Here is a 17,935-nt window from a genome sequence, read left to right as displayed (position 1 = left end):
AGAGAAGCACCTCAGCGCTTCTTGAGCCCGAGTCCGAGCCGGTACACGTCCTGACCGGACCAACCGGCGCGGCGGGCCAGCTCGGTGCTCAGGGGCTTGAGCTTGTCGCCCCGGCCGAGCCCCGCCTCCAGCGCGCGCAGCAGCTCCTCCTCGCTCCAGCGGTGCTCGCCGGTGCGCCCCTCCACCAACACCACCACCTCGCCCCGGGGCTCCTCGGCCGCGTAGCGCTCGCCCAACGAGCCGAGCGTGCCGCGGGCGAACTCCTCGTGCACCTTGGTCAGCTCGCGCGCCACCACCGCGCGCCGCTCGCCCAGCGCGTCGCGCAAGTCAGAGAGCGTCTCGGCCAGCCGGCGCGGCGACTCGTAGAGGGCGATGGTCGCGGACAGGGGGGCCACCTCTTCCAGCATGGCCTGGCGCTCGGGGCCCTTGCGCGGCAGGAAGCCCAGGAAGTGGAAGCGCCCGGTGGGCAGGCCCGAGGCACTCAAGGCCGCCACCAGCGCCGTGGGGCCGGGCACGGGCACCACCTTCACGCCGCGCTCGAGCGCCTCGGCCACCAGCTTCTCGCCCGGGTCGCTGATGCCGGGGCTGCCCGCGTCCGTCACCAGCGCGCAGTCCTCGCCGGCTACCAGCCGATCCAGGATGCGGCCGGCGCGCTGGCCCTCGGCGAAGGCGGGCAGGCTCACCGTGTCCGCGGCGATGCCGAAGTGCTCCAACAACACGCGCGAGTGCCGCGTGTCCTCGCAGGCCACGAAGGCCACCTGCCGCAGCGTCTCGAGCGCCCGCGAGGACACATCCCCCAGGTTCCCGATGGGCGTGGCCACCAGATAGAGCGTTCCCGACATCGACAGCCTCACATGCCGGCGTCGAAGGCGCCCGGCAGGTGCTCCACCGTCGCGCGCTCGCCGCGGCCCACCACCGAGATGACATCGAAGCGCAGCTCCCGATCGCGCACGCCGTGCGCCATCAGGTAGTGCATGGCCGCCTTCACGACCCTGCGCTGCTTGGCGAAGGACACCGTGTGGGAAGGGTCTCCCCACACCGCCGTGGAGCGCATCCGCACCTCCACGAAGCACACGGTATCCCCGCGTTCGGCCACCACGTCCAGCTCTCCGTGGCGGCACGCGTAGTTGCGCGCCCGCACCCGGTAGCCCTGCGTCTCCAGGAAGCGCACCGCCGTCTCCTCGCCCTCGTCGCCGTACTGCTTGCGCTCGCCCCTCGTCCCGTCCCGCTCCATCCCCACCCTCCCCGGCGGCCCCGTCCTGGGGCCTCGTGCACTACAGATTGACAGTCCCGTCCGACAACTGCGGGAAGCCCGCGAGCGGCGTGACGTGGAGCACCTGCGTGAGCGTGCCCAGGTGCTTGAGCATCCGGCCGAGCAACGGCAGCCGGGACTCGTCCACGCCGATGAAGGCGTCCTCGACGATGAGCGGCAGCTTCACGCGGGCGGACACCTTCTCCACCAACGTCAGCCGGAGGCTCAGGAAGAAGAGATCCACCTCGCGCGGAGGCAGCTCGCCCAGCGGCAGGCGCCGGCCCGAGGCGCCGATCACGGAGGTGCGTCCGTCCCGGTCCCACTCCACCCCGGTGTAGCGGCGATCGGTGAGCGCGCTGAAGTACTGCACGCACCGCTCCCGGACGAGCCCCATGACGGCCTGGATGTCCGTGGCGAGCAGATCCCCGGTGAGCCCCAGCAACTGGGGCGAGGGATCCTCCAGGGCCTGCGTAGCGTGGGCGGCCGTCTCCAGGCCCGGCACGGCGCCCGCGGCCAGGTGCGGATTGCGCGCGAGCGCGATGGAGTCCTTGACCCGGCTCAGCTCGCGCTCCACCTCGCGCAGGTCGCGCACGAAGGTGCCCTTCTGCTCGATCTGCGCGTTGAGCAGTTCGATCTGCTGGCGGATGATGGGCAGCTGGTTTGCGGCGTCGATGAAGTCGGGGTGCTTCTCCAGGGAGATGAGCTGCGTGCGCAGCTCGGCCACGGTAGCGCCGAGCTGCTCACGGCGCTGCAGGCGCGGGGGGATGTCCTGGGGGGTGTCCACGTCGAACACCTCCATGGCCTTGCGCACGGGGCCCGCCTCGGCCTCGAACTCCTCGGCGATCTTCTTCTCGCGCACGGCGAACATCTCGCCCCGGCGCCCCACGCGATCCTTGTCCTGCAACTCCTCCACGTAGCGCAGGGCGAGCACGGCGGCGAAGCCGAAGGCGGGCACGTCCAACAGCGCCACGTAGCGGACCGTCTTGGGCACGAAGAAGCTGGCGATGAGGCACGCCACGCCCACGCCCACGGCGATCCAGAAGTTGCGGTTGCGCACCAGGGGCTCCACGTCGGGCAGACGCGCGGCCTCCTCGTCGGCCACCTCCTTCTCGGACATCAACCGCGCGAGCGCGTCGTCCCGCCGGGCGAGAACGCGGCCATAGCGCTCGGCGCGCGCGACGATGTCCGCGGGCAGGCCCATGGACTCGGGGGTGGGCTCGGCGTTCCACAGTGCCTCCGCCTCGCGCAGCTTCTCCTTGAGCGGCTCGGTGCCGCGCAGCTTCGACTCCAGGGTGAAGACCTGGGAGTTGAGGCCGTCCACCTCGAACTGGAGGTTGTCCACCTCCTTGCAGAGCACGAGCTCCTTCTCCAACTCGCGCTGCCTGGCCTCCGCGGCGGGGATGTCCGAGGCGGGCAGCACCGACTGCGCGGCGGCGAGGCCCGGCGAGGAACCCATCCGCACGGCGGGCATGCCCGGAGAGGACAGCGACCGGGCCACGGGCATGCCCGGGGTGGACATCGTGCGTCCACCGGAGCGGGGCCGACGCGAGGGCAGCTGCGCGGCCTGGAGGGTGAAGAGCTGTTCGAAGGTGGTACGCGGCGGCAGCCCCGCCTGGCCGCGCAGGAACTGATTGGCCTCGCCGGTGTCCTGCGTCACGAGCTCGGGCTGCTTCGTGGTGGGGTTGAGCCGGTGCAGAGTGCCCCCTCCGCCCAGCTCCCGCAGCACGCGGTAGGTGAGCGTGTCCTGCCCCACGAACGTCAAGGCGCCCTTCCCCGGTTTCTGCGCGGAGGCGGAGAAGGCCGCGTCCCCGCCGCGGCCGTCCGCGTAGAGCAGCGCGAGCGACAATCCGGCCAGCGGACTCGGCTCCACCGTAGGCGGCTTGAGCACGAAGTACCCGGTCTTCAGGGCGAAACGGCCGGCGGGGGAAAATCCCCGGACATTTTGAACAGCGAGCTCAACGAAGTGCATGCGCCCCCCATTCTAGCGCGTGCGGATATGAAAAAAGGGAGCGTCCCTGAAAAAGGACGCTCCCCGAAAAGAGACCGGCCGAGCAGGCCGGAGTCGACTCAGGCCTTGGCCTGGTGGGCCTTGGCGGCGCGGCGCATCTCCGCGTCCTCCTGGCTCTCCACGCGGGAGGCCTTGCCCTTGAGGTTGCGGATGTAGAAGAGGCGGTTGCGGTTGACGTGACCGCGGGTGAGGACCTCGATCTTCTCGTAGCGGGGGCTGTGCACCGGGAAGATGCGCTCCACGCCCACGCCGAAGGACACCTTGCGCACGGTGAAGGTGGCGCGGTTGTAGCCCCGCGTCTTGCGGATCACGAGACCCTCGAAGGCCTGCACGCGCTCCTTGTCGCCTTCCTTGATCTTCCAGTGAACTCGAACCGAGTCACCCGTTTGGAAAGCGGTGACGTCCTGACGGAGGTTCTTGGCCTCCACGTACTCGATAGCGCTGCGACGCATGACTCACTCCAGAAAAGCTTGGACTGGCGGTACGAAAACTTGAGAGCGGGCCGTCCTACCAGAGAGCCGGGGGGCGGACAAGCCCGCAAAGCACCACCCGGCTCTGGAAACCAGCGGAAGGACTACAACTCCTCCTCTTTCTTCTGCAACAGCTTCACGTCCGCCTTGCCCAGCTCCAGGCGAGCGAACAGATCCGGCCGCCTCTCCTGGGTGAGCCGCAGCGCGTGCCAGCGCCGCCACCGGGCAATTCGGGCGTGATCTCCACACTGGAGGACGGCGGGCACCTCGGCGCCCCGGAAGGAGGGAGGCCGGGTGTAGTGCGGATGCTCGAGGAGGTTCTCCTCGAAGCTCTCGGTGACGCTGGAGGACTCGTTGCCGAGCACCCCCGGCAACAGCCGCGCCACGGCGTCCACCACGGCCAGGGCGGCCACCTCGCCCCCGGTGAGGATGAAGTCGCCGAGCGACACCTCCCCATCCAGGAAGGGCATCACGCGCTCGTCCACCCCCTCGTAGCGGCCGCACACGAGGATCAGCCCTGGCTCTCGGGCGAGCTCGCGCGCCCGGGCCTGGGTGAACGTCGGGCCCCGAGGACTCATCAGCAGGGCCTTGGCGCCCGCGGGAGCGCGGCTCCGGGCGGCCTCGAGCGCGGCCACCAGGGGCTCGGGCTTCATCACCATGCCCGCGCCGCCGCCGTAGGGGGCGTCGTCGGTGACACGGTGCTTGCCCTCGGCGTAGTCGCGGATGGGCGTGACGGTGACGCCCACCAGGCCCTTCTCGCGCGCCTTGCCGAGGATGCTCGCGCCCAGGTAGCCCAGGACGCTGTCGGGAAAGAGGGTGAGCACCTCCACGGGGTACATCACGCCTCCTCTTCCGGCCCGCCTCCACCCACCTCCAGGAACTCCGGAGGCTTCACCACGAGCCGTCCACCCGGGATGTCCACGGTGGAGACGAAGTCGTCGGCGAAGGGCACGACGAGCTCCTCACGGCCCTCGGCGCGGATCACCAGGTTGGGCACTTCCCCGGTGTCCCAGAGCTCCTCCACGCGGCCGAGCACGTTGCCGGCCTCGTCCACCGCGGTGAGGCCCACCAGGTCGCCCTGGAAGTACTCGTCCTCCTCGGGAGGCTCGAGGTCCTCGCGGAAGACGAGCACGGTGGCGCCCACCAGGGCCTCGGCGTCCTCGCGTCGCTCCACCTGCTCGAAGACCACGAGGGTCTCCTTGGGAGTGGGCCGCACGGACTCGATGCGCAAGAGCCGCTCCTGGCCCGCGCGGGTGCGCACGAGCACGCGCTCGACGTAATCGAGCGACTCGGAGGCGGGATCGAAGGGGCGCACGGCCACCTCGCCCTTGAGCCCATGGGCCCGGGACACGTAGCCCATCTCGAGATGAGGCTTGAGGGTCACTGTCCCTCGGGAGGGGTGGCGGAGGACGGGGTCTGGGGCGGGCGCCGGTCGTCCTGGATTTCCAGGCGGACCTTCTGGCCCTGCTTCTGGCCCGCGGCGCCGAGCAGCGTCCGGAGGGCGCCCACGGTGCGCCCGTCACGGCCGATGACCTTGCCCACGTCCTCGGGGGAGACCTTCAGCTCATAGAGCTGGGCCCCGTCCACCTCGGACGCGCGCAGGCCGACCTGATCGGGGTGATCGACCAGGGCCCGTACCAAATAGAGGATGAGTTGCTCCACGCTGTCGACTCAGCCCCGGCAGGGACTAGGAAGCGGGGGTGGCGGCGGCGGTGCGCTTGTGGCGCTTGATGAGCTCGCCAACGGTCTCGGAGGGCAGCGCGCCGCTCTTGAGCCAGTACTCCAGACGATCCGCGTCGAACTCCACCTTGGCCGGGTTCTGGTTCGGATCGTAGGCGCCCACGGCCTCGATGAACTTGCCGTCCCGGGGGTTGCGGGAGTCGGTGGCCACCACGTGGTAGTACGGCTTCTTCTTGGCGCCCGCGCGGGCGAGACGGAGGACAACGGCCATTTCTGATGCTCCAGGTGAAATCTGAAGGTGAGACAAGAAGGTGATCAGCTTGGAGGGGGGCGCTCTTAACGCCCCCACGAGCGGATTGTCAAGGAAGCTCGGGGCTTTGCGGTGTTTCCGAGGGGCTCTCCCCTCCCCGATTGGCCAGCTGGCCACAGGCGCCGGCGATGTCCCGGCCCCGATTCTGGCGGATGAAGGCCGCCACGTGCCCCGCGCAGAGCAGTTCCCGGAAGCGCTCGGCGCGCTCGTCCATGGTCGTCTGGAAGCCCAGGCCGGGGTTCTCGTTGTAGGGGATGAGGTTGACCTTGGCGGGGATGCCGTCGAGCAGCTGGATGAGGCGCGCGGCGTCCTCGTCCGAGTCGTTGAAGTCGCGCAGGAGCACGTACTCGAAGGTGATGCGGCGGCCCTGGCGCAGGGGGAACTTGCGGCAGGCGTCGAGCAGCGCGGCGATGTTCCACTTGCGGTTGACGGGCATCGTCTTGGAGCGCTGCTCGTCGGTGCTCGCGTTGAGGGAGATGGCGAGCTTCACGTCCGTCTCCTGCCCGAAGCGCTCGATCATCGGCACGAGGCCCACGGTGGACACGGTGATGTGGCGGTGGCTGAAGTTGGGCCCGTCCTGGGACTGGAGGATGGCGAGCGACGTCTTGAGGTTCTCGAAGTTGTGCAGGGGCTCGCCCATGCCCATGAAGACCAGGTTGGAGAGCGGGCGCAGGGTCTCCAGGCCCTCGTTCTTGCGCACCTCGCGGTTGACCGCGTGCACCTGGGCGACGATCTCCCCCGGGGTGAGGTTGCGCTTGAGGCCGAGCGTGCCCGTCATGCAGAAGGTGCACGCCATGGCGCAGCCCACCTGGGTGGACACGCACAGCGTCTTGCGGTCCTCCGAGGGCATGTAGACGGACTCGATGTAGCGGCCGTCCCGGGTCTTCCAGCGGTACTTGATGGTGCCGTCCACCGAGCGCTGCTCGGCGTCCTTGACCAGGGGGACGATCTCCGCATGGGCCTTGAGCTTCTCGCGCAGGGCCTTGGACAGGTCCGTCATCTCGTCGAACGAGGTGGCGCCGCGCTGGTGGATCCACCGGTAGAGCTGGCCGGCGCGGAAGGCGCGCTCGCCGAGCTGCTCGGTGAGGAAGCGGGTGAGCCCCTCCAGGGTAAGGCTGGAGACCTCCGTGCGCGGCGTGGCGGCCGGGGTGGGCGCGGGCACGGGCGGGGCGGCGGTGTCGACGGTGGCGCTGGCGGGCTCTGTCGGCGTCATCATGGTTCCAACGGAGAGGTGTAGGAGCCACTTCCCACAACCAGGCCGGTGGAGTCAAAGGAGGGCTCGTCCCCTTCCCCGCCCCGGACGGTTTGGAAGAGAGTACTCCAGGCGCCCCTTGTGCCCCCCCCCGGTTCCTGGAGCAGTCCCATGCCCCTTCCTCAAGGCCGTTTCAGCACCGCTTGCCTGCTACTCACGGTCACGCTCCTGTCCCTGGTCGTCCCGTCATCCGCCCAGGCTGGAAGCTCCTGCATCCAGTCGGCCCCACGTTCACCGCTGGATGCCCCACTCACGTCCGCGGTGAACCTGGAGCCCTCAGTCCACGGGGGTCAATTGACCCAGCTGGGGTCAGCGGCCAGCGACCCCTCCTCCTTCGCGAGCAAGGCCACGAAAGGAGGTGCAGGTGACTCCCGCACGGGGAAAGCCTTTACCCCCGCCGGAAAGAAGAAGATCGACGCGGCGAACGCCACGAAGAACGATGGCATCAACAAGTGCGAGAACTGTGGGATCGAGGTCGTGCCTGGACAAAAGAGCCAGAGCGGTGTGTCGCCCCCCACCAACCAGCGCGAGCGCGATCATGTCATCCCGAAAAGCAAAGGCGGCGAAGGGACACCTGAAAATGGGCAGGTGTTGTGCCGGGAGTGCAATCTCGAAAAATCAAACAAGGCGCCATGACTGAGAGACTGAAACTCCGCTTCCCGTTCGAGAATTCTGATGGCGTGGGCGAGACCGAGACCATGTGGGTCATCCAACGGGATGATGGGTATGAAATCGACAACATCCCATTTTACGTCACGGGGCTCGCCGCGGGAGATACCGTCTCGGCCCAGCCAGACGCGAGTGGAGTTCTCTGGTACTCCGAGCTGGTACGCCCTGGCGGGCATAGCACCATTCAGCTCTGGTTTTCGAGGCAGGAGGATGTTGAACCGGTCCGAGCGGCCCTCCGTCAACGGGGCTGCGCCTCGGAAGTGAGCGACCTGCCTCGATTGGTGGCAGTGGATGTTCCTCCCGACGTGCCCTACGAAGCCATCAAGGCGTTCCTAGAACAGGGTGAACGTGCCGGGCAGTTCGAGTACCAGGAAGCGTGTCTGGGCTTCATTGAACCAAAGCGAGAGGACGAGGAATCCAGAAGGGATCCATCATGAGCCTCGACACCCGAGCAGTCGAATACACCCACGGCGACAAGGCCTTCGAGGGCGTGCTGGCCTTCGACAGCGGCCGCGAGGGCAAGCGGCCCGCGGTGCTGGTCTTCCACGGGTGGGAAGGCCGCAGCGAGGCGCAGCTCGACTTCGCGAAGAAGCTCACCGATTGGGGATATGCGGGCTTCGCCTGTGATCTCTACGGCAAGGGCCTGAGGGGCACGACACCCGACGAGTGTCGGGCGCTCATGACGCCCCTGGTTGCCGACCGGGCAACGCTGCGCGACCGCATCTTGAAGACCGTCGAGACCGTCCGGAGCCTGTCCGAGGTGGATGCCACCCGGGTGGCCGCGATCGGGTTCTGCTTCGGGGGGCTGTGCGTGCTGGACCTGGCGCGCACGGGCGCGGACGTACGAGGCGTGGCGAGCTTCCATGGCCTGCTGGGCCGCCCCGATGATCTCGCGGAGACGGAGATCAAGGCCAAGGTCATGGTCTTCCACGGGTGGGACGATCCCATGGCACTGCCCGAGGACGTGGTGGCCCTGGGCCGCGAGCTCACCCGGTGCAAGGCGGACTGGCAGGTGCACGCGTACGGCGGGACCATGCACGCCTTCATGGCGCCGTTCGCCAATGATCCCGCCTCGGGCATCCTGTACAGTGAGAAGGCCTCGCGCCGCGCGTGGACGTCGCTCGCGCCCTTCCTCGCCGAGGTCTTCTTCTCCTGAAAGACGAAGGCCCGGCCCCCGCGAACCGCGCGCGGGAGCCGGGCCTCGAGTCCACCGGGCCTCTTACCGAGGCCCGTCGGGACTACTTCTTGCCGGAGTACTCGTAGCCGTGGATCTCGGTCTCGCGGAAGAAGTACGCGATCTCGTTCTTCGCGTTCTCCAGGCTGTCCGAGCCGTGCACCGTGTTCTGGTCGATGCTGGTGGCGAAGTCGCGGCGGATGGTGCCGGGGGCCGCGTTGGCCGGGTTGGTGGCGCCCATGAGATCACGGTTGCCCGCGACGGCGTTCTCACCCTCGAGCACCATCAGGACGACGGGGCCGGAGATCATGAAGCTCACCAGGTCCTTGAAGAAGGGGCGCGCCTTGTGGACGGCGTAGAACCCCTCGGCCTGCGCCTGCGACAGGTGCTGCAGACGGATGGCGACCGGCTTGAGACCCTTCTCCTCGAAGCGGGAGATGATCTTGCCGATGACGCCCTTCTGAAGCCCGTCGGGCTTGATGATGGACAGCGTACGCTCGATGGCCATGGTCTTGGCTCCTCGTTGTGACGTGGAAGAAATGGGGAACTAGCGGCTCTTCTTCGGAGGACCGCGCTTGATGGCCTCCTGCAGCGTGGTGCCCAGCTCGGCGGGGCTGGCGGCCATGAGGAAGCCCGCGGCCTCCATGGCCTTGATCTTCTCGGACGCCGTGCCCTTGCCGCCGGAGATGATGGCGCCCGCGTGGCCCATGCGCTTGCCCGGAGGAGCCGACTGGCCGGCGATGAAGCCCGCGATGGGCTTCTTGAACTCGCGCGCCACGTACTCGGCACCGGCCTCCTCGGCGTTGCCGCCGATCTCGCCGATCATGATGACCGCGTCCGTCTCCGGGTCGTCATTGAAGAGCTTGAGCACGTCCACGAAGTCCGTGCCGTTGACCGGGTCGCCGCCGATGCCCACCGCGGTGGACTGGCCCAGGCCCAGCTGGGTGAGCTGGTACACGGCCTCGTACGTCAGCGTGCCCGAGCGCGACACCACGCCGATGCGGCCCGGCTTGTGGATGTGACCCGGCATGATGCCGATCTTGCACTTGGCGCCCGGGGTGATGACGCCGGGGCAGTTGGGACCGATGAGGCGCACGCCCGGCTTGCCCTGCAGGTAGCGCTTGGCCTTCACCATGTCGTTGACGGGGATGCCCTCGGTGATGGTGATGATGAGGGAGATGCCCGCGTCGGCCGCCTCCATGATGGAGTCCGCGGCGAAGGGGGGCGGCACGAAGATGACCGAGGTGTTCGCCCCGGTCTGCTTCACCGCGTCGGCCACCGTGTTGAACACGGGGACCTTGCCCTCGAAGTCGGTGCCGCCCTTGCCCGGCGTCACGCCGCCGACCAGCTTGGTGCCGTACTCCAGCATCTGCTTGGAGTGGAACGAGCCCGCCGAGCCGGTGATGCCCTGGCAGAGGACCTTCGTGTCGTTGTTGACGAGGATGCTCATGGCTTGACCTTTCTCTGCCTGGAACTACTTCACCGCCGCGACGGCCTTCTCGGCGGCCTGGCGGAGGTTGTCGGCGGGGGTGATGGCGAGGCCGGAGTTGCTCAACAAGTCCTTGCCCTGCTGCACGTTGGTGCCCTCGAGCCGGACCACGAGCGGGATCTTCAGCTGCACTTCCTTCGCCGCGGCGATGATGCCCTCGGCGATGATGTCGCACTTCATGATGCCGCCGAAGATGTTGACGAGCACCGCCTTGACCTGCGGATCGGCCAGGATGAGCTTGAAGGCCGCCGTCACCTTCTCCTTGCTCGCGCCACCGCCCACGTCGAGGAAGTTGGCCGGGTTGCCGCCCACCAGCTTGATGGTGTCCATGGTGGCCATGGCCAGACCCGCGCCGTTCACCATGCAGCCGATGTTGCCATCCAGCGCGATGTAGGCCAGGTCCCACTCCTTGGCCTGGGTCTCGCGCGGCTCCTCCTCCGCGAGGTCACGGTAGGCGAGCAGATCCTTGTGCCGGTAGAGCGCGTTCTCCTCGAAGTCCACCTTCGCGTCGAGCGCCACCACGCCGCCATCCTTGGTGATGACCAGCGGGTTGATCTCCACCAGCGACGCGTCCGTCTCGATGAACATGCGGTAGAGCGCGGAGCAGAACTGCACGAACTTGTTCACCGTGGGACCCGACAGGCCCAGGCCGAAGGCCAGCTTGCGGCCCTGGAAGTCCTGGAAGCCCGCCACCGGGTCCACCGCCTCGCGGAGGATCTTCTCCGGGCTGTGCGCGGCCACTTCCTCGATCTCCACACCGCCCTCGCGCGAGGCCATGAAGGTGATGCGCGAGGTGGCGCGATCCAGCGTCACGCCGAGGTAGAGCTCCTGACCGATGGCCAGACCTTCCTCGATGTAGACCTTGTTGACCTTCTGGCCCTCGGGCCCGGTCTGGATCGTCTTGAGCATCATGCCGATCATCTGCTGGGCGAGCTGCTTGGCCTCGGCGGGGCTCTTGGCCAGCTTCACGCCGCCGCCCTTGCCACGGCCGCCCGCGTGAATCTGGGCCTTCACGACGACCACCGAGGTGCCCAACTCCTTCGCGGCCTTCTCGGCCTCGTCGGGAGTGTTCGCGAGGATGCCTCGCGGCGTGGGGACCCCATACTTCCGGAAGAGTTCCTTGCCCTGGTACTCGTGGATCTTCATCGAAGCTCCGGGTGATGCGGGTAACGCGAGACTGGCCTCCGGGAGCCAGCCCCCCGGGACGGCTGCCTCTCTCGCGCAGAATGGCCCGCTTGGCAAGGCCCGAGTGTCAAGGGCCCTGCCCTGGCGGACGGGAAAAGACCGAGGCTCCGGCCCGGCGAATTCACGCCAGACTCGGAGCCTCGGAAAAAGTACGGCGAGCTGACACGTGGGCGCTAGCCCGGACCGCCCGTCGCCTTCTTGTCGCCTTCCTGATTGAAGAAGATGTCCTTGATGATCTGCTTGGTCACCTCGCGGTTCATCACCGCGATGGAGGTGGTGAGCGGGATCTCCTTGGGGCACACCTTCACGCAGTTCTGTGCCTTGCCGCAGTCCTGGATGCCGCCGGGGCCCATGAGCCCGCGCACGCGCTCCTCGGAGTTCATCTTGCCCGTGGGGTTCATGTTGAAGAGCCGCGCCTGGCTGATGGCGGCGGCGCCCATGAAGTCGTTGTCGATCGTCACCTGCGGGCACGCCTCGAGGCAGCTGCCGCACGTGATGCACGTGGACAGCTTGTACATCACCGAGTGATCCGCCGGAGACTGGCGCGGACCGGGGCCCAGGTTGTGGGTGCCGTCGATGGGGATCCACCCCTTGACGCGCTTGAGCGCCTCGAACATGCGATCGCGGTTCACCGACAGGTCGCGCGTGACGGGGAACTTCTTCATCGGCTCCAGGGTGATGGTGGCTTCCCCATTGCCGATGACGCGATCGATGAGCGCGGAGCACGCCATGCGCACCCGGCCGTTGATGTTCATGGCGCAGCTGCCGCACACCTCTTCCAGGCACGCGGCGTCCCAGATGACCGGGGCCACCTTGCGCCCGTCGGTGGTGACGGGGTTGCGCTGGATCTCCATGAGACAGGAGACGACGTTGGCTCCCGGGCGGTAGGCGATGCGGAACTCGTCGTAGTGCCCCTGCTGATCCGGACCGTCCTGGCGCCAGATGCGGAAGGTGACGTGCTTGGTCGTGTTGCTGACAGGCGCTTGCGTCGTGGTCGCGTGGTCCATGTCGTTCCCTCTCTGCTCAGGCGTACCAGCGCGGCTCGGGGTCGAGCACGGGCGTGGGGATGTCCTCGTAGCTGATCTGCGGCGACTCGGGCGAATAGGACGCGAGCGTCGCCTTGGCCCACTTCTCGTGGCGCTTCTTCCACAGCCCCATCCAGTTGGCGTCCTGCGTGGGGTCCTTCGAGGCGGGCTCGGGCAGCGAGAAGTCCGGCTTGTAGTGGGCGCCGCGGCTCTCGTCGCGCATCAGCGCGCTCTTGGTGATGACCTCGGCCAGCTCGAACATGTTCCAGAGCTGGTTGGCGTAGGAGATGCTGCGGTTGGCCACGTTGCCCGTGTCCAGCGCGTTGATGTTCTTCCAGCGATCCTTGAACTCGCGGATCCGATCCAGCGTCTTCTGCAGCCGGTCGTTGTAGCGCACGACGGTGACGTTCTCCGTCATGATGTCGCCGAGCTCCTTGGTGAGCCCGTACGCGTTCTCCTTGCCGTCCATCTTCTTGATGGAGGCGAAGCGCTCCTCCCAGAACTTCTTCGCCTCGGCGAAGTGCTTCTGCAGGTCCGCGTCGGTGGCGCTCTTGGTGTTGTTCTTGGCGAACGACGCCATGGCCGGGCCGCTGAGCATGCCGGCGTAGATGCAGGACAGGAGCGAGTTGGCGCCCAGGCGGTTGGCGCCGTGGTAGGCGTACTCGGCCTCGCCCGCGGCGTACAGGCCGGGGATGCGCGTGGTGTGGTTGATGGGGCTGCCCACCAGCGGCGTCTGCGTCTTCGAGTCCGCCTCGAAGGACACGTGCAGGCCGCCCATCGAGTAGTGCATGCCCGGGAAGATCTGCATGGGCACGTGGCGCGGGTCATCGCCCACGAACTTCTCGTAGATCTCCATCACGCCGCCGAGCTTCTCGGTGAGCTTGGCCGCGGGGATGTGCGTGACGTCCAGGAACACGGCGTCGCGGCCGCCGATGCCCAGGCCCAGCTCGCGGCACACGGTGAAGATCTCGCGCGTGGCCACGTCGCGCGGCACGAGGTTCTTGTACTTGGGGTACTTCTCCTCGAGGAAGTAGAAGCGATCGCTCTCGGGGATCTGCCGGGGATCGCGCACGTCGCCCTTCTTGCGCGGCACCCACACGCGGCCGCCCTCGCCACGCACCGACTCGCTCATCAGGCGCAGCTTGTCCTCACCCGGGATGGAGGTGGGGTGCACCTGGATGAACTCGCCGTTGGCGTAGATGGCCCCCTCCATGTACGCACGGCCCGCGGCGGTGCCCGTGTTGATGATGGAGTTGGTGGAGCGGCCGAACACGATGCCCGGGCCACCCGTGGCCAGGCACACGGCCTCGGCGGGGAAGGTGCGGATCTCGTTGGTGCGCAGGTCCATGGCCACGCTGCCGATGCACCGGCCCGTGCCGTCCTTCACCGTGCCGAGCCACTCCCAGTGCTCGTACTTGGTGACGCGGCCCTCGGACTCCCAGCGGCGCACCTGCTCGTCCAGCGCGTAGAGCAACTGCTGGCCGGTGGTGGCGCCCGCGAAGGCGGTGCGGTGGTGAAGCGTGCCGCCGAAGCGGCGGAAGTCGAGCAGACCCTCGGGCGTGCGGTTGAACGTCACCCCCATGCGATCCAGCAGGTAGATGATGCCGGGGGCCGCGTAGCACATGCCCTTCACGGAGACCTGCTCGGCGAGGAAGTCTCCGCCGCGCAGCGTGTCCTTCACGTGGATGTCCGGGCTGTCACCCTCCCCCTTCGTGTTCACCGCGCCGTTGATGCCTCCCTGGGCGCACACCGAGTGGGAACGCTTGACCGGCACGAGCGACAGGATGTCGACCTGATGCCCCGCTTCGGCCAGCTTGATGGTGGTCATCAGCCCGGCGAGTCCGCCGCCCACCACCGTGAATCGCGCTGCTGCTGCCATGCTGCGTCTCCTTGGTGTCCCCGAGAGCCCGTCGCCGGGTCACGCGCCGGCGCCGCCGCCCGTCTTCACGGGCACGGCAAACCGGACCTCTCGGTGCAGTGCTACGGCAAGTTAACTGGTGGATTCAGCAAGCCGCAAAGATTACCGGATCACGAAGAATAAGCGCGCTCCATCACCGGCATCAGCCGCGCTCCGCCCGGCCCCTCGTGGAGCATTTCGTCCCACGGGGGCGGCCAGGCGGAGCGGCGGCGCGCGGCGATTACAGCTTGACGCTCTCGACGGTCTTCTTCACCGAGTCGTAGGAGCGGGCCAGCTCGGCCTTCTCCGCCTCGTTGAGCTCCACGGTGTGGATCTTCTCCACGCCGCCCGCGCCGATCTGCACCGGCACGCCGAAGAAGACGCCATTGATGCCGTACTCGCCATTGAGCATGGCGGCGGCCGGGAGCACGCGCTTGCGGTCGAGCAGGAAGCTCTCGGCCATGGAGATGGAGCTGGCGGCGGGCGCGAAGTAGGCGCTGCCCGTCTTGTACAGGCCCACCAGCTCGGCGCCGCCCTTGCGGGTGCGGTCGATGATGGCGTCCAGCTTGTCCTTGGCGATGAGCTGGGTGAGGGGCACGCCGCCCACGGTGCTGTGGCGCACGAGCGGCACCATGTCGTCGCCGTGGCCGCCGAGCACCAGCGCCTCCACGTCGCGGATGGAGGTGTTGAGCGCCTCGGCGATGAAGAACTTGAAGCGGCTGGTGTCGAGCACGCCCGCCATGCCCACGACCTTGTTCGACGGCAGGCCGGAGATCTTCTGGAGCGCGTACACCATGGCGTCCAGCGGGTTGGCCACGTTGATGACGAAGGCGTCGGGACAGTGCTGCTTGATGTTGGCCGCCACGTCCCGCATGATCTTCAGGTTGACGTCGAGCAGGTCCTCGCGCGTCATGCCCGGCTTGCGCGGCACGCCCGCGGTGATGATGACCACGTCCGCGCCCGCCACGTCCTTCCAGTCCGTGGTGCCGGTGACGCGACAGTCGTAGCCGTCCACCGCGGAGAGCTGGTTGATGTCCAGCGCCTTGCCCTTGACCAGGCCCTCGGCCGCCGGGATGTCGTAGAGGATGACGTCGCCGAGCTGCTTCTGCACGGCGAGCAGGGCCAGGTTGCCACCAATCTGACCACCGCCGATGAGGCCGATCTTCTTCTTGGAGTGAGCCATGTGGTTTGTCTCCTCGTGACGACTACATGTTCTTGATGATGGCCTGACCGAACTCCGAGCACTTCACCTCGGTCACGCCGGTCTGCTTCTCCTGGTTCATCAGGCGGGCGAAGTCGTAGGTGACGGTCTTGCTGCCGATGGCCTTGTCCATGCCCTTGATGATGAGGTCGGCCGCCTCGTTCCAGCCCATGTGGCGCAGCATCATCTCTCCCGAGAGGATGACCGAGCCCGGGTTCACCTTGTCCAGGTCCGCGTACTTGGGCGCGGTGCCGTGGGTGGCCTCGAACACGGCGTGGCCGGTGAGGTAGTTGATGTTGCCGCCCGGCGCGATGCCGATGCCGCCCACCTGCGCGGCGAGCGCGTCGGACAGGTAGTCACCGTTGAGGTTGAGCGTGGCGATGACGTCGAACTCGTCCGGACGCGTGAGCACCTGCTGCAGGGTGATGTCCGCGATGGAGTCCTTGATGAGGATCTTGCCCGAGGCGAGCGCCGCCTTCTGCTCGGCGTTGGCGGCCTCCTCGTTCTTGGCGGCCTTGGTGGCCTCCCACTGATCCCACGTGTAGACCTTGTCACCGTACTCGCGCGCCGCGAGCTCGTAGCCCCACTTGCGGAAGGCGCCCTCGGTGAACTTCATGATGTTGCCCTTGTGCACGAAGGTGACGCTCTTGCGCTTCTCCGCCAGGGCGTAGTCGATGGCGGCGCGGATGAGCCGCTCGGTGCCTTCCTTCGACACGGGCTTGATGCCGAGACCCACGTCCTGGGGGAAGCGGATCTTCTTGAAGTCCTTGGGGAACTCCTTCTGGAGGATCTCCAGCACCTTGGCGGCCTGGGGCGAGCCCGCCTCGAACTCGATGCCCGCGTAGATGTCCTCGGTGTTCTCCCGGAAGATGACCATGTCGACCTTCTCGGGGGTCTTCACGGGGCTGGGCACGCCCTTGAAGTAGCGCACGGGGCGCAGGCACACGTACAGGTCGAGCATCTGGCGCAGCGCCACGTTGAGCGAGCGGATGCCGCCGCCCACCGGCGTCGTCAGCGGGCCCTTGATGCCCACCAGGTACTCACGGAACGCCGTCACGGTCTCGTCGGGCAGCCAGTTGTTGACCGTCTTGAAGGCCTTCTCGCCGGCGAGCACCTCGAACCAGGAGATCTTCTTCTTGCCGCCGTAGGCCTTCTCCACCGCCGCGTCGAAGACGTTCTGCGAGGCGCGCCAGATGTCGCGGCCGGTGCCGTCTCCCTCGATGTAGGGGACGATGGGGTTGTTCGGCACGGTCAGCTTGCCGTTCTGCAGGGTGATCTTCTCGCCGCTCGGAGGCGCCATGGACGAAGCTCCTGATGATGAGGAAATGAGGGGGACTTAAGGGCGGCGGATGCTTTGCGCCTCTGGCCCCTGGCGTCAAGGAGTTTGGCTGCCCGCCGAGCTTCCTGACTTATCGGAGCCAGTCCGCACCACGTCCCACCACCCGAAGTGCATCACCCGCTCGTCCATGAGTCGCAGCCAACCCGGTGCGTGCCGATAACGCACGGGCACCAGTCCCACGTCCTCCAGGGCCCGGGCCACGAACGCGAAGGACCAGAAATACAGGGTCACCGGGGGAGCCGCCTCCGGCAGCCGCCAGCTCGCCTCCTCGTGGGCCTCGAGCCCCGGCCGGCGCTCCAGCACCGTGAAGAGCAGCCGTCCCCCCGGGGCCAGCGCCCTCGCCAGGTGTCCGAGGGTCCGGGGCAGGTCCTCGCAGAAGTCCAGGCACCCCACCGCCAGGGCCACCCCGAAGCGGCCCTCCTCCCCGACGAGCGGCTCCCGGTAGCTGTGCGGCCGGTAGGTCCCCCCAGGTCGGCCCCGCCGCGCCACCTCGAGCATCTCCGGCGAGAGATCCAGGCCCACCACCTCCACGTCCGGCGGCAACGCCCGCGTGAGCAGCCCTGGTCCACACCCCATGTCGAGCACCCTCGCACCCGGAGTCACTGTCTCCGCGAGGAAGCGCTCCACCCGCCCCTCGTAGCGCTGGAGCGAGGGAAAGAAGGCCTCATAGGCCTCGGCGATCTCCCCATAGGCGCGCCGCACGCCCCGCTCCTGCGCGTCGGGTCCGAGGCCCTCGGGCCCCGGGGCCCCTTCCGTGAATGAATTGCCCGTCCGGCTGCCGCTCATTTCCCGGGTTGTAGTGCATGCCTCCCGCCCCCTTCCACCGCCCAGCGGGAGCCCTGGACTCCCGTCCACCGTCCAGGAGTGAATTCATGCGGACACCCGGTGAAGGGAAAACCCCCACTCGATGGAAATCTACACCTAGAATACCCTTCGTCCTCGGTGGAACGCGCTTCCGCCGGAACGAGAGGACCTTCCAGGTCG

Annotated in this window: 20 protein-coding genes; 3 read left to right on the top strand and 17 right to left on the bottom strand. The window is 67.8% G+C overall.

The annotated features are described in order from the left end of the window. Nucleotides 1–11 precede the first annotated feature (11 nt). The 9 genes from rsmI to rlmN form a co-directional block, all read right to left on the bottom strand. Entirely contained in the window at nt 12–842 is an 831-nt protein-coding gene (rsmI, locus tag D187_RS41890; RefSeq protein ID WP_002625294.1) for a 16S rRNA (cytidine(1402)-2'-O)-methyltransferase, read from the bottom strand. 8 nt (nt 843–850) lie between these two features. Further along, nucleotides 851–1,234 carry a YraN family protein gene (locus D187_RS41885; protein ID WP_002625295.1) on the bottom strand — a complete coding sequence of 128 codons (384 nt, stop codon included), beginning with the start codon at nt 1,232–1,234 and terminating at the stop codon, nt 851–853. Between the two features lie 40 nt (nt 1,235–1,274). Continuing rightward, nucleotides 1,275–3,221, bottom strand: a complete 1,947-nt coding sequence (locus D187_RS41880; RefSeq protein WP_002625296.1) for an ATP-binding protein — start codon at nt 3,219–3,221, stop codon at nt 1,275–1,277. Between the two features lie 98 nt (nt 3,222–3,319). Then, nucleotides 3,320–3,712: a 50S ribosomal protein L19 gene (gene rplS / locus D187_RS41875; protein WP_002625297.1), complete on the bottom strand. Its 393-nt coding sequence runs from the start codon at nt 3,710–3,712 to the stop codon at nt 3,320–3,322. 122 nt (nt 3,713–3,834) lie between these two features. Next, nucleotides 3,835–4,569: a tRNA (guanosine(37)-N1)-methyltransferase TrmD gene (trmD, locus tag D187_RS41870; RefSeq protein ID WP_002625298.1), complete on the bottom strand. Its 735-nt coding sequence runs from the start codon at nt 4,567–4,569 to the stop codon at nt 3,835–3,837. Further along, complete coding sequence (gene rimM / locus D187_RS41865; protein WP_043434515.1) at nt 4,569–5,090, bottom strand: ribosome maturation factor RimM; 522 nt, start codon at nt 5,088–5,090, stop codon at nt 4,569–4,571. Before rimM ends, trmD begins: the two co-directional genes overlap by 1 nt. 20 nt (nt 5,091–5,110) lie before the next feature. Beyond that, nucleotides 5,111–5,392, bottom strand: a complete 282-nt coding sequence (locus tag D187_RS41860; protein ID WP_002625300.1) for a KH domain-containing protein — start codon at nt 5,390–5,392, stop codon at nt 5,111–5,113. A gap of 25 nt (nt 5,393–5,417) precedes the next feature. Beyond that, nucleotides 5,418–5,681, bottom strand: a complete 264-nt coding sequence (rpsP, locus tag D187_RS41855; RefSeq protein WP_002625301.1) for a 30S ribosomal protein S16 — start codon at nt 5,679–5,681, stop codon at nt 5,418–5,420. An 88-nt stretch (nt 5,682–5,769) separates the two neighbouring features. Continuing rightward, nucleotides 5,770–6,933: a dual-specificity RNA methyltransferase RlmN gene (gene rlmN / locus D187_RS41850; protein ID WP_002625302.1), complete on the bottom strand. Its 1,164-nt coding sequence runs from the start codon at nt 6,931–6,933 to the stop codon at nt 5,770–5,772. Between the two features lie 333 nt (nt 6,934–7,266). Here rlmN and D187_RS53315 point away from each other — a divergent pair, with 333 nt between their 5' ends. From D187_RS53315 to D187_RS41835, 3 genes are read left to right on the top strand one after another with little or no spacing between them, the layout of a single operon-like run. Further along, complete coding sequence (locus D187_RS53315; RefSeq protein ID WP_076606328.1) at nt 7,267–7,608, top strand: HNH endonuclease; 342 nt, start codon at nt 7,267–7,269, stop codon at nt 7,606–7,608. After that, nucleotides 7,605–8,078 (top strand): DUF4265 domain-containing protein, encoded by a 474-nt coding sequence (locus D187_RS41840; RefSeq protein ID WP_051256771.1) that lies wholly within the window; start codon nt 7,605–7,607, stop codon nt 8,076–8,078. The genes D187_RS53315 and D187_RS41840 overlap by 4 nt, the downstream gene beginning before the upstream one ends. Next, complete coding sequence (locus tag D187_RS41835; protein ID WP_002625305.1) at nt 8,075–8,797, top strand: dienelactone hydrolase family protein; 723 nt, start codon at nt 8,075–8,077, stop codon at nt 8,795–8,797. Before D187_RS41840 ends, D187_RS41835 begins: the two co-directional genes overlap by 4 nt. An 82-nt stretch (nt 8,798–8,879) precedes the next feature. Here the strand turns inward: D187_RS41835 and ndk are convergent, their stop codons facing one another. From ndk to D187_RS41795, 8 genes are all read right to left on the bottom strand, one after another. After that, nucleotides 8,880–9,323 (bottom strand): nucleoside-diphosphate kinase, encoded by a 444-nt coding sequence (ndk, locus tag D187_RS41830; protein WP_002625306.1) that lies wholly within the window; start codon nt 9,321–9,323, stop codon nt 8,880–8,882. A gap of 39 nt (nt 9,324–9,362) precedes the next feature. Further along, nucleotides 9,363–10,265 (bottom strand): succinate--CoA ligase subunit alpha, encoded by a 903-nt coding sequence (sucD, locus tag D187_RS41825; protein WP_002625307.1) that lies wholly within the window; start codon nt 10,263–10,265, stop codon nt 9,363–9,365. Nucleotides 10,266–10,289: 24 nt separating this feature from the next. Next, the gene (sucC, locus tag D187_RS41820; RefSeq protein ID WP_002625308.1) at nt 10,290–11,450 is read right to left on the bottom strand and encodes an ADP-forming succinate--CoA ligase subunit beta; all 1,161 of its coding nucleotides are present in this window, start codon (nt 11,448–11,450) and stop codon (nt 10,290–10,292) included. A gap of 212 nt (nt 11,451–11,662) precedes the next feature. Further along, nucleotides 11,663–12,496, bottom strand: a complete 834-nt coding sequence (gene sdhB, locus D187_RS41815) for a succinate dehydrogenase iron-sulfur subunit (RefSeq protein WP_002625309.1) — start codon at nt 12,494–12,496, stop codon at nt 11,663–11,665. Nucleotides 12,497–12,512: 16 nt separating this feature from the next. Beyond that, on the bottom strand, nt 12,513–14,393 hold the full coding sequence (sdhA, locus tag D187_RS41810; RefSeq protein ID WP_002625310.1) for a succinate dehydrogenase flavoprotein subunit: 1,881 nt from the start codon (nt 14,391–14,393) through the stop codon (nt 12,513–12,515). 259 nt (nt 14,394–14,652) lie between these two features. Beyond that, nucleotides 14,653–15,594 carry a malate dehydrogenase gene (gene mdh / locus D187_RS41805; RefSeq protein WP_002625312.1) on the bottom strand — a complete coding sequence of 314 codons (942 nt, stop codon included), beginning with the start codon at nt 15,592–15,594 and terminating at the stop codon, nt 14,653–14,655. Nucleotides 15,595–15,616: 22 nt separating this feature from the next. After that, complete coding sequence (gene icd, locus D187_RS41800) at nt 15,617–16,912, bottom strand: NADP-dependent isocitrate dehydrogenase (RefSeq protein ID WP_002625313.1); 1,296 nt, start codon at nt 16,910–16,912, stop codon at nt 15,617–15,619. A gap of 75 nt (nt 16,913–16,987) precedes the next feature. Further along, entirely contained in the window at nt 16,988–17,737 is a 750-nt protein-coding gene (locus D187_RS41795; RefSeq protein WP_081714061.1) for a class I SAM-dependent DNA methyltransferase, read from the bottom strand. Between the last annotated feature and the right edge of the window lie 198 nt (nt 17,738–17,935).

The organism is Cystobacter fuscus DSM 2262 (genome assembly GCF_000335475.2).
Lineage (GTDB): Bacteria > Myxococcota > Myxococcia > Myxococcales > Myxococcaceae > Cystobacter > Cystobacter fuscus.
This window is presented reverse-complemented; position numbering and strand designations above follow the sequence as displayed.

Coding starts and splice junctions, on each gene's coding strand:
- rsmI (WP_002625294.1), bottom strand. CDS start 842: ATGTCGGGAACGCTCTATCTGGTGGCCACGCCCATCGGGAACCTGGGG.
- D187_RS41885 (WP_002625295.1), bottom strand. CDS start 1,234: ATGGAGCGGGACGGGACGAGGGGCGAGCGCAAGCAGTACGGCGACGAG.
- D187_RS41880 (WP_002625296.1), bottom strand. CDS start 3,221: ATGCACTTCGTTGAGCTCGCTGTTCAAAATGTCCGGGGATTTTCCCCC.
- rplS (WP_002625297.1), bottom strand. CDS start 3,712: ATGCGTCGCAGCGCTATCGAGTACGTGGAGGCCAAGAACCTCCGTCAG.
- trmD (WP_002625298.1), bottom strand. CDS start 4,569: ATGTACCCCGTGGAGGTGCTCACCCTCTTTCCCGACAGCGTCCTGGGC.
- rimM (WP_043434515.1), bottom strand. CDS start 5,090: ATGGGCTACGTGTCCCGGGCCCATGGGCTCAAGGGCGAGGTGGCCGTG.
- rpsP (WP_002625301.1), bottom strand. CDS start 5,681: ATGGCCGTTGTCCTCCGTCTCGCCCGCGCGGGCGCCAAGAAGAAGCCG.
- rlmN (WP_002625302.1), bottom strand. CDS start 6,933: ATGACGCCGACAGAGCCCGCCAGCGCCACCGTCGACACCGCCGCCCCG.
- D187_RS41840 (WP_051256771.1), top strand. CDS start 7,605: ATGACTGAGAGACTGAAACTCCGCTTCCCGTTCGAGAATTCTGATGGC.
- D187_RS41835 (WP_002625305.1), top strand. CDS start 8,075: ATGAGCCTCGACACCCGAGCAGTCGAATACACCCACGGCGACAAGGCC.
- ndk (WP_002625306.1), bottom strand. CDS start 9,323: ATGGCCATCGAGCGTACGCTGTCCATCATCAAGCCCGACGGGCTTCAG.
- sucD (WP_002625307.1), bottom strand. CDS start 10,265: ATGAGCATCCTCGTCAACAACGACACGAAGGTCCTCTGCCAGGGCATC.
- sucC (WP_002625308.1), bottom strand. CDS start 11,450: ATGAAGATCCACGAGTACCAGGGCAAGGAACTCTTCCGGAAGTATGGG.
- sdhB (WP_002625309.1), bottom strand. CDS start 12,496: ATGGACCACGCGACCACGACGCAAGCGCCTGTCAGCAACACGACCAAG.
- sdhA (WP_002625310.1), bottom strand. CDS start 14,393: ATGGCAGCAGCAGCGCGATTCACGGTGGTGGGCGGCGGACTCGCCGGG.
- mdh (WP_002625312.1), bottom strand. CDS start 15,594: ATGGCTCACTCCAAGAAGAAGATCGGCCTCATCGGCGGTGGTCAGATT.
- icd (WP_002625313.1), bottom strand. CDS start 16,912: ATGGCGCCTCCGAGCGGCGAGAAGATCACCCTGCAGAACGGCAAGCTG.
- D187_RS41795 (WP_081714061.1), bottom strand. CDS start 17,737: ATGAGCGGCAGCCGGACGGGCAATTCATTCACGGAAGGGGCCCCGGGG.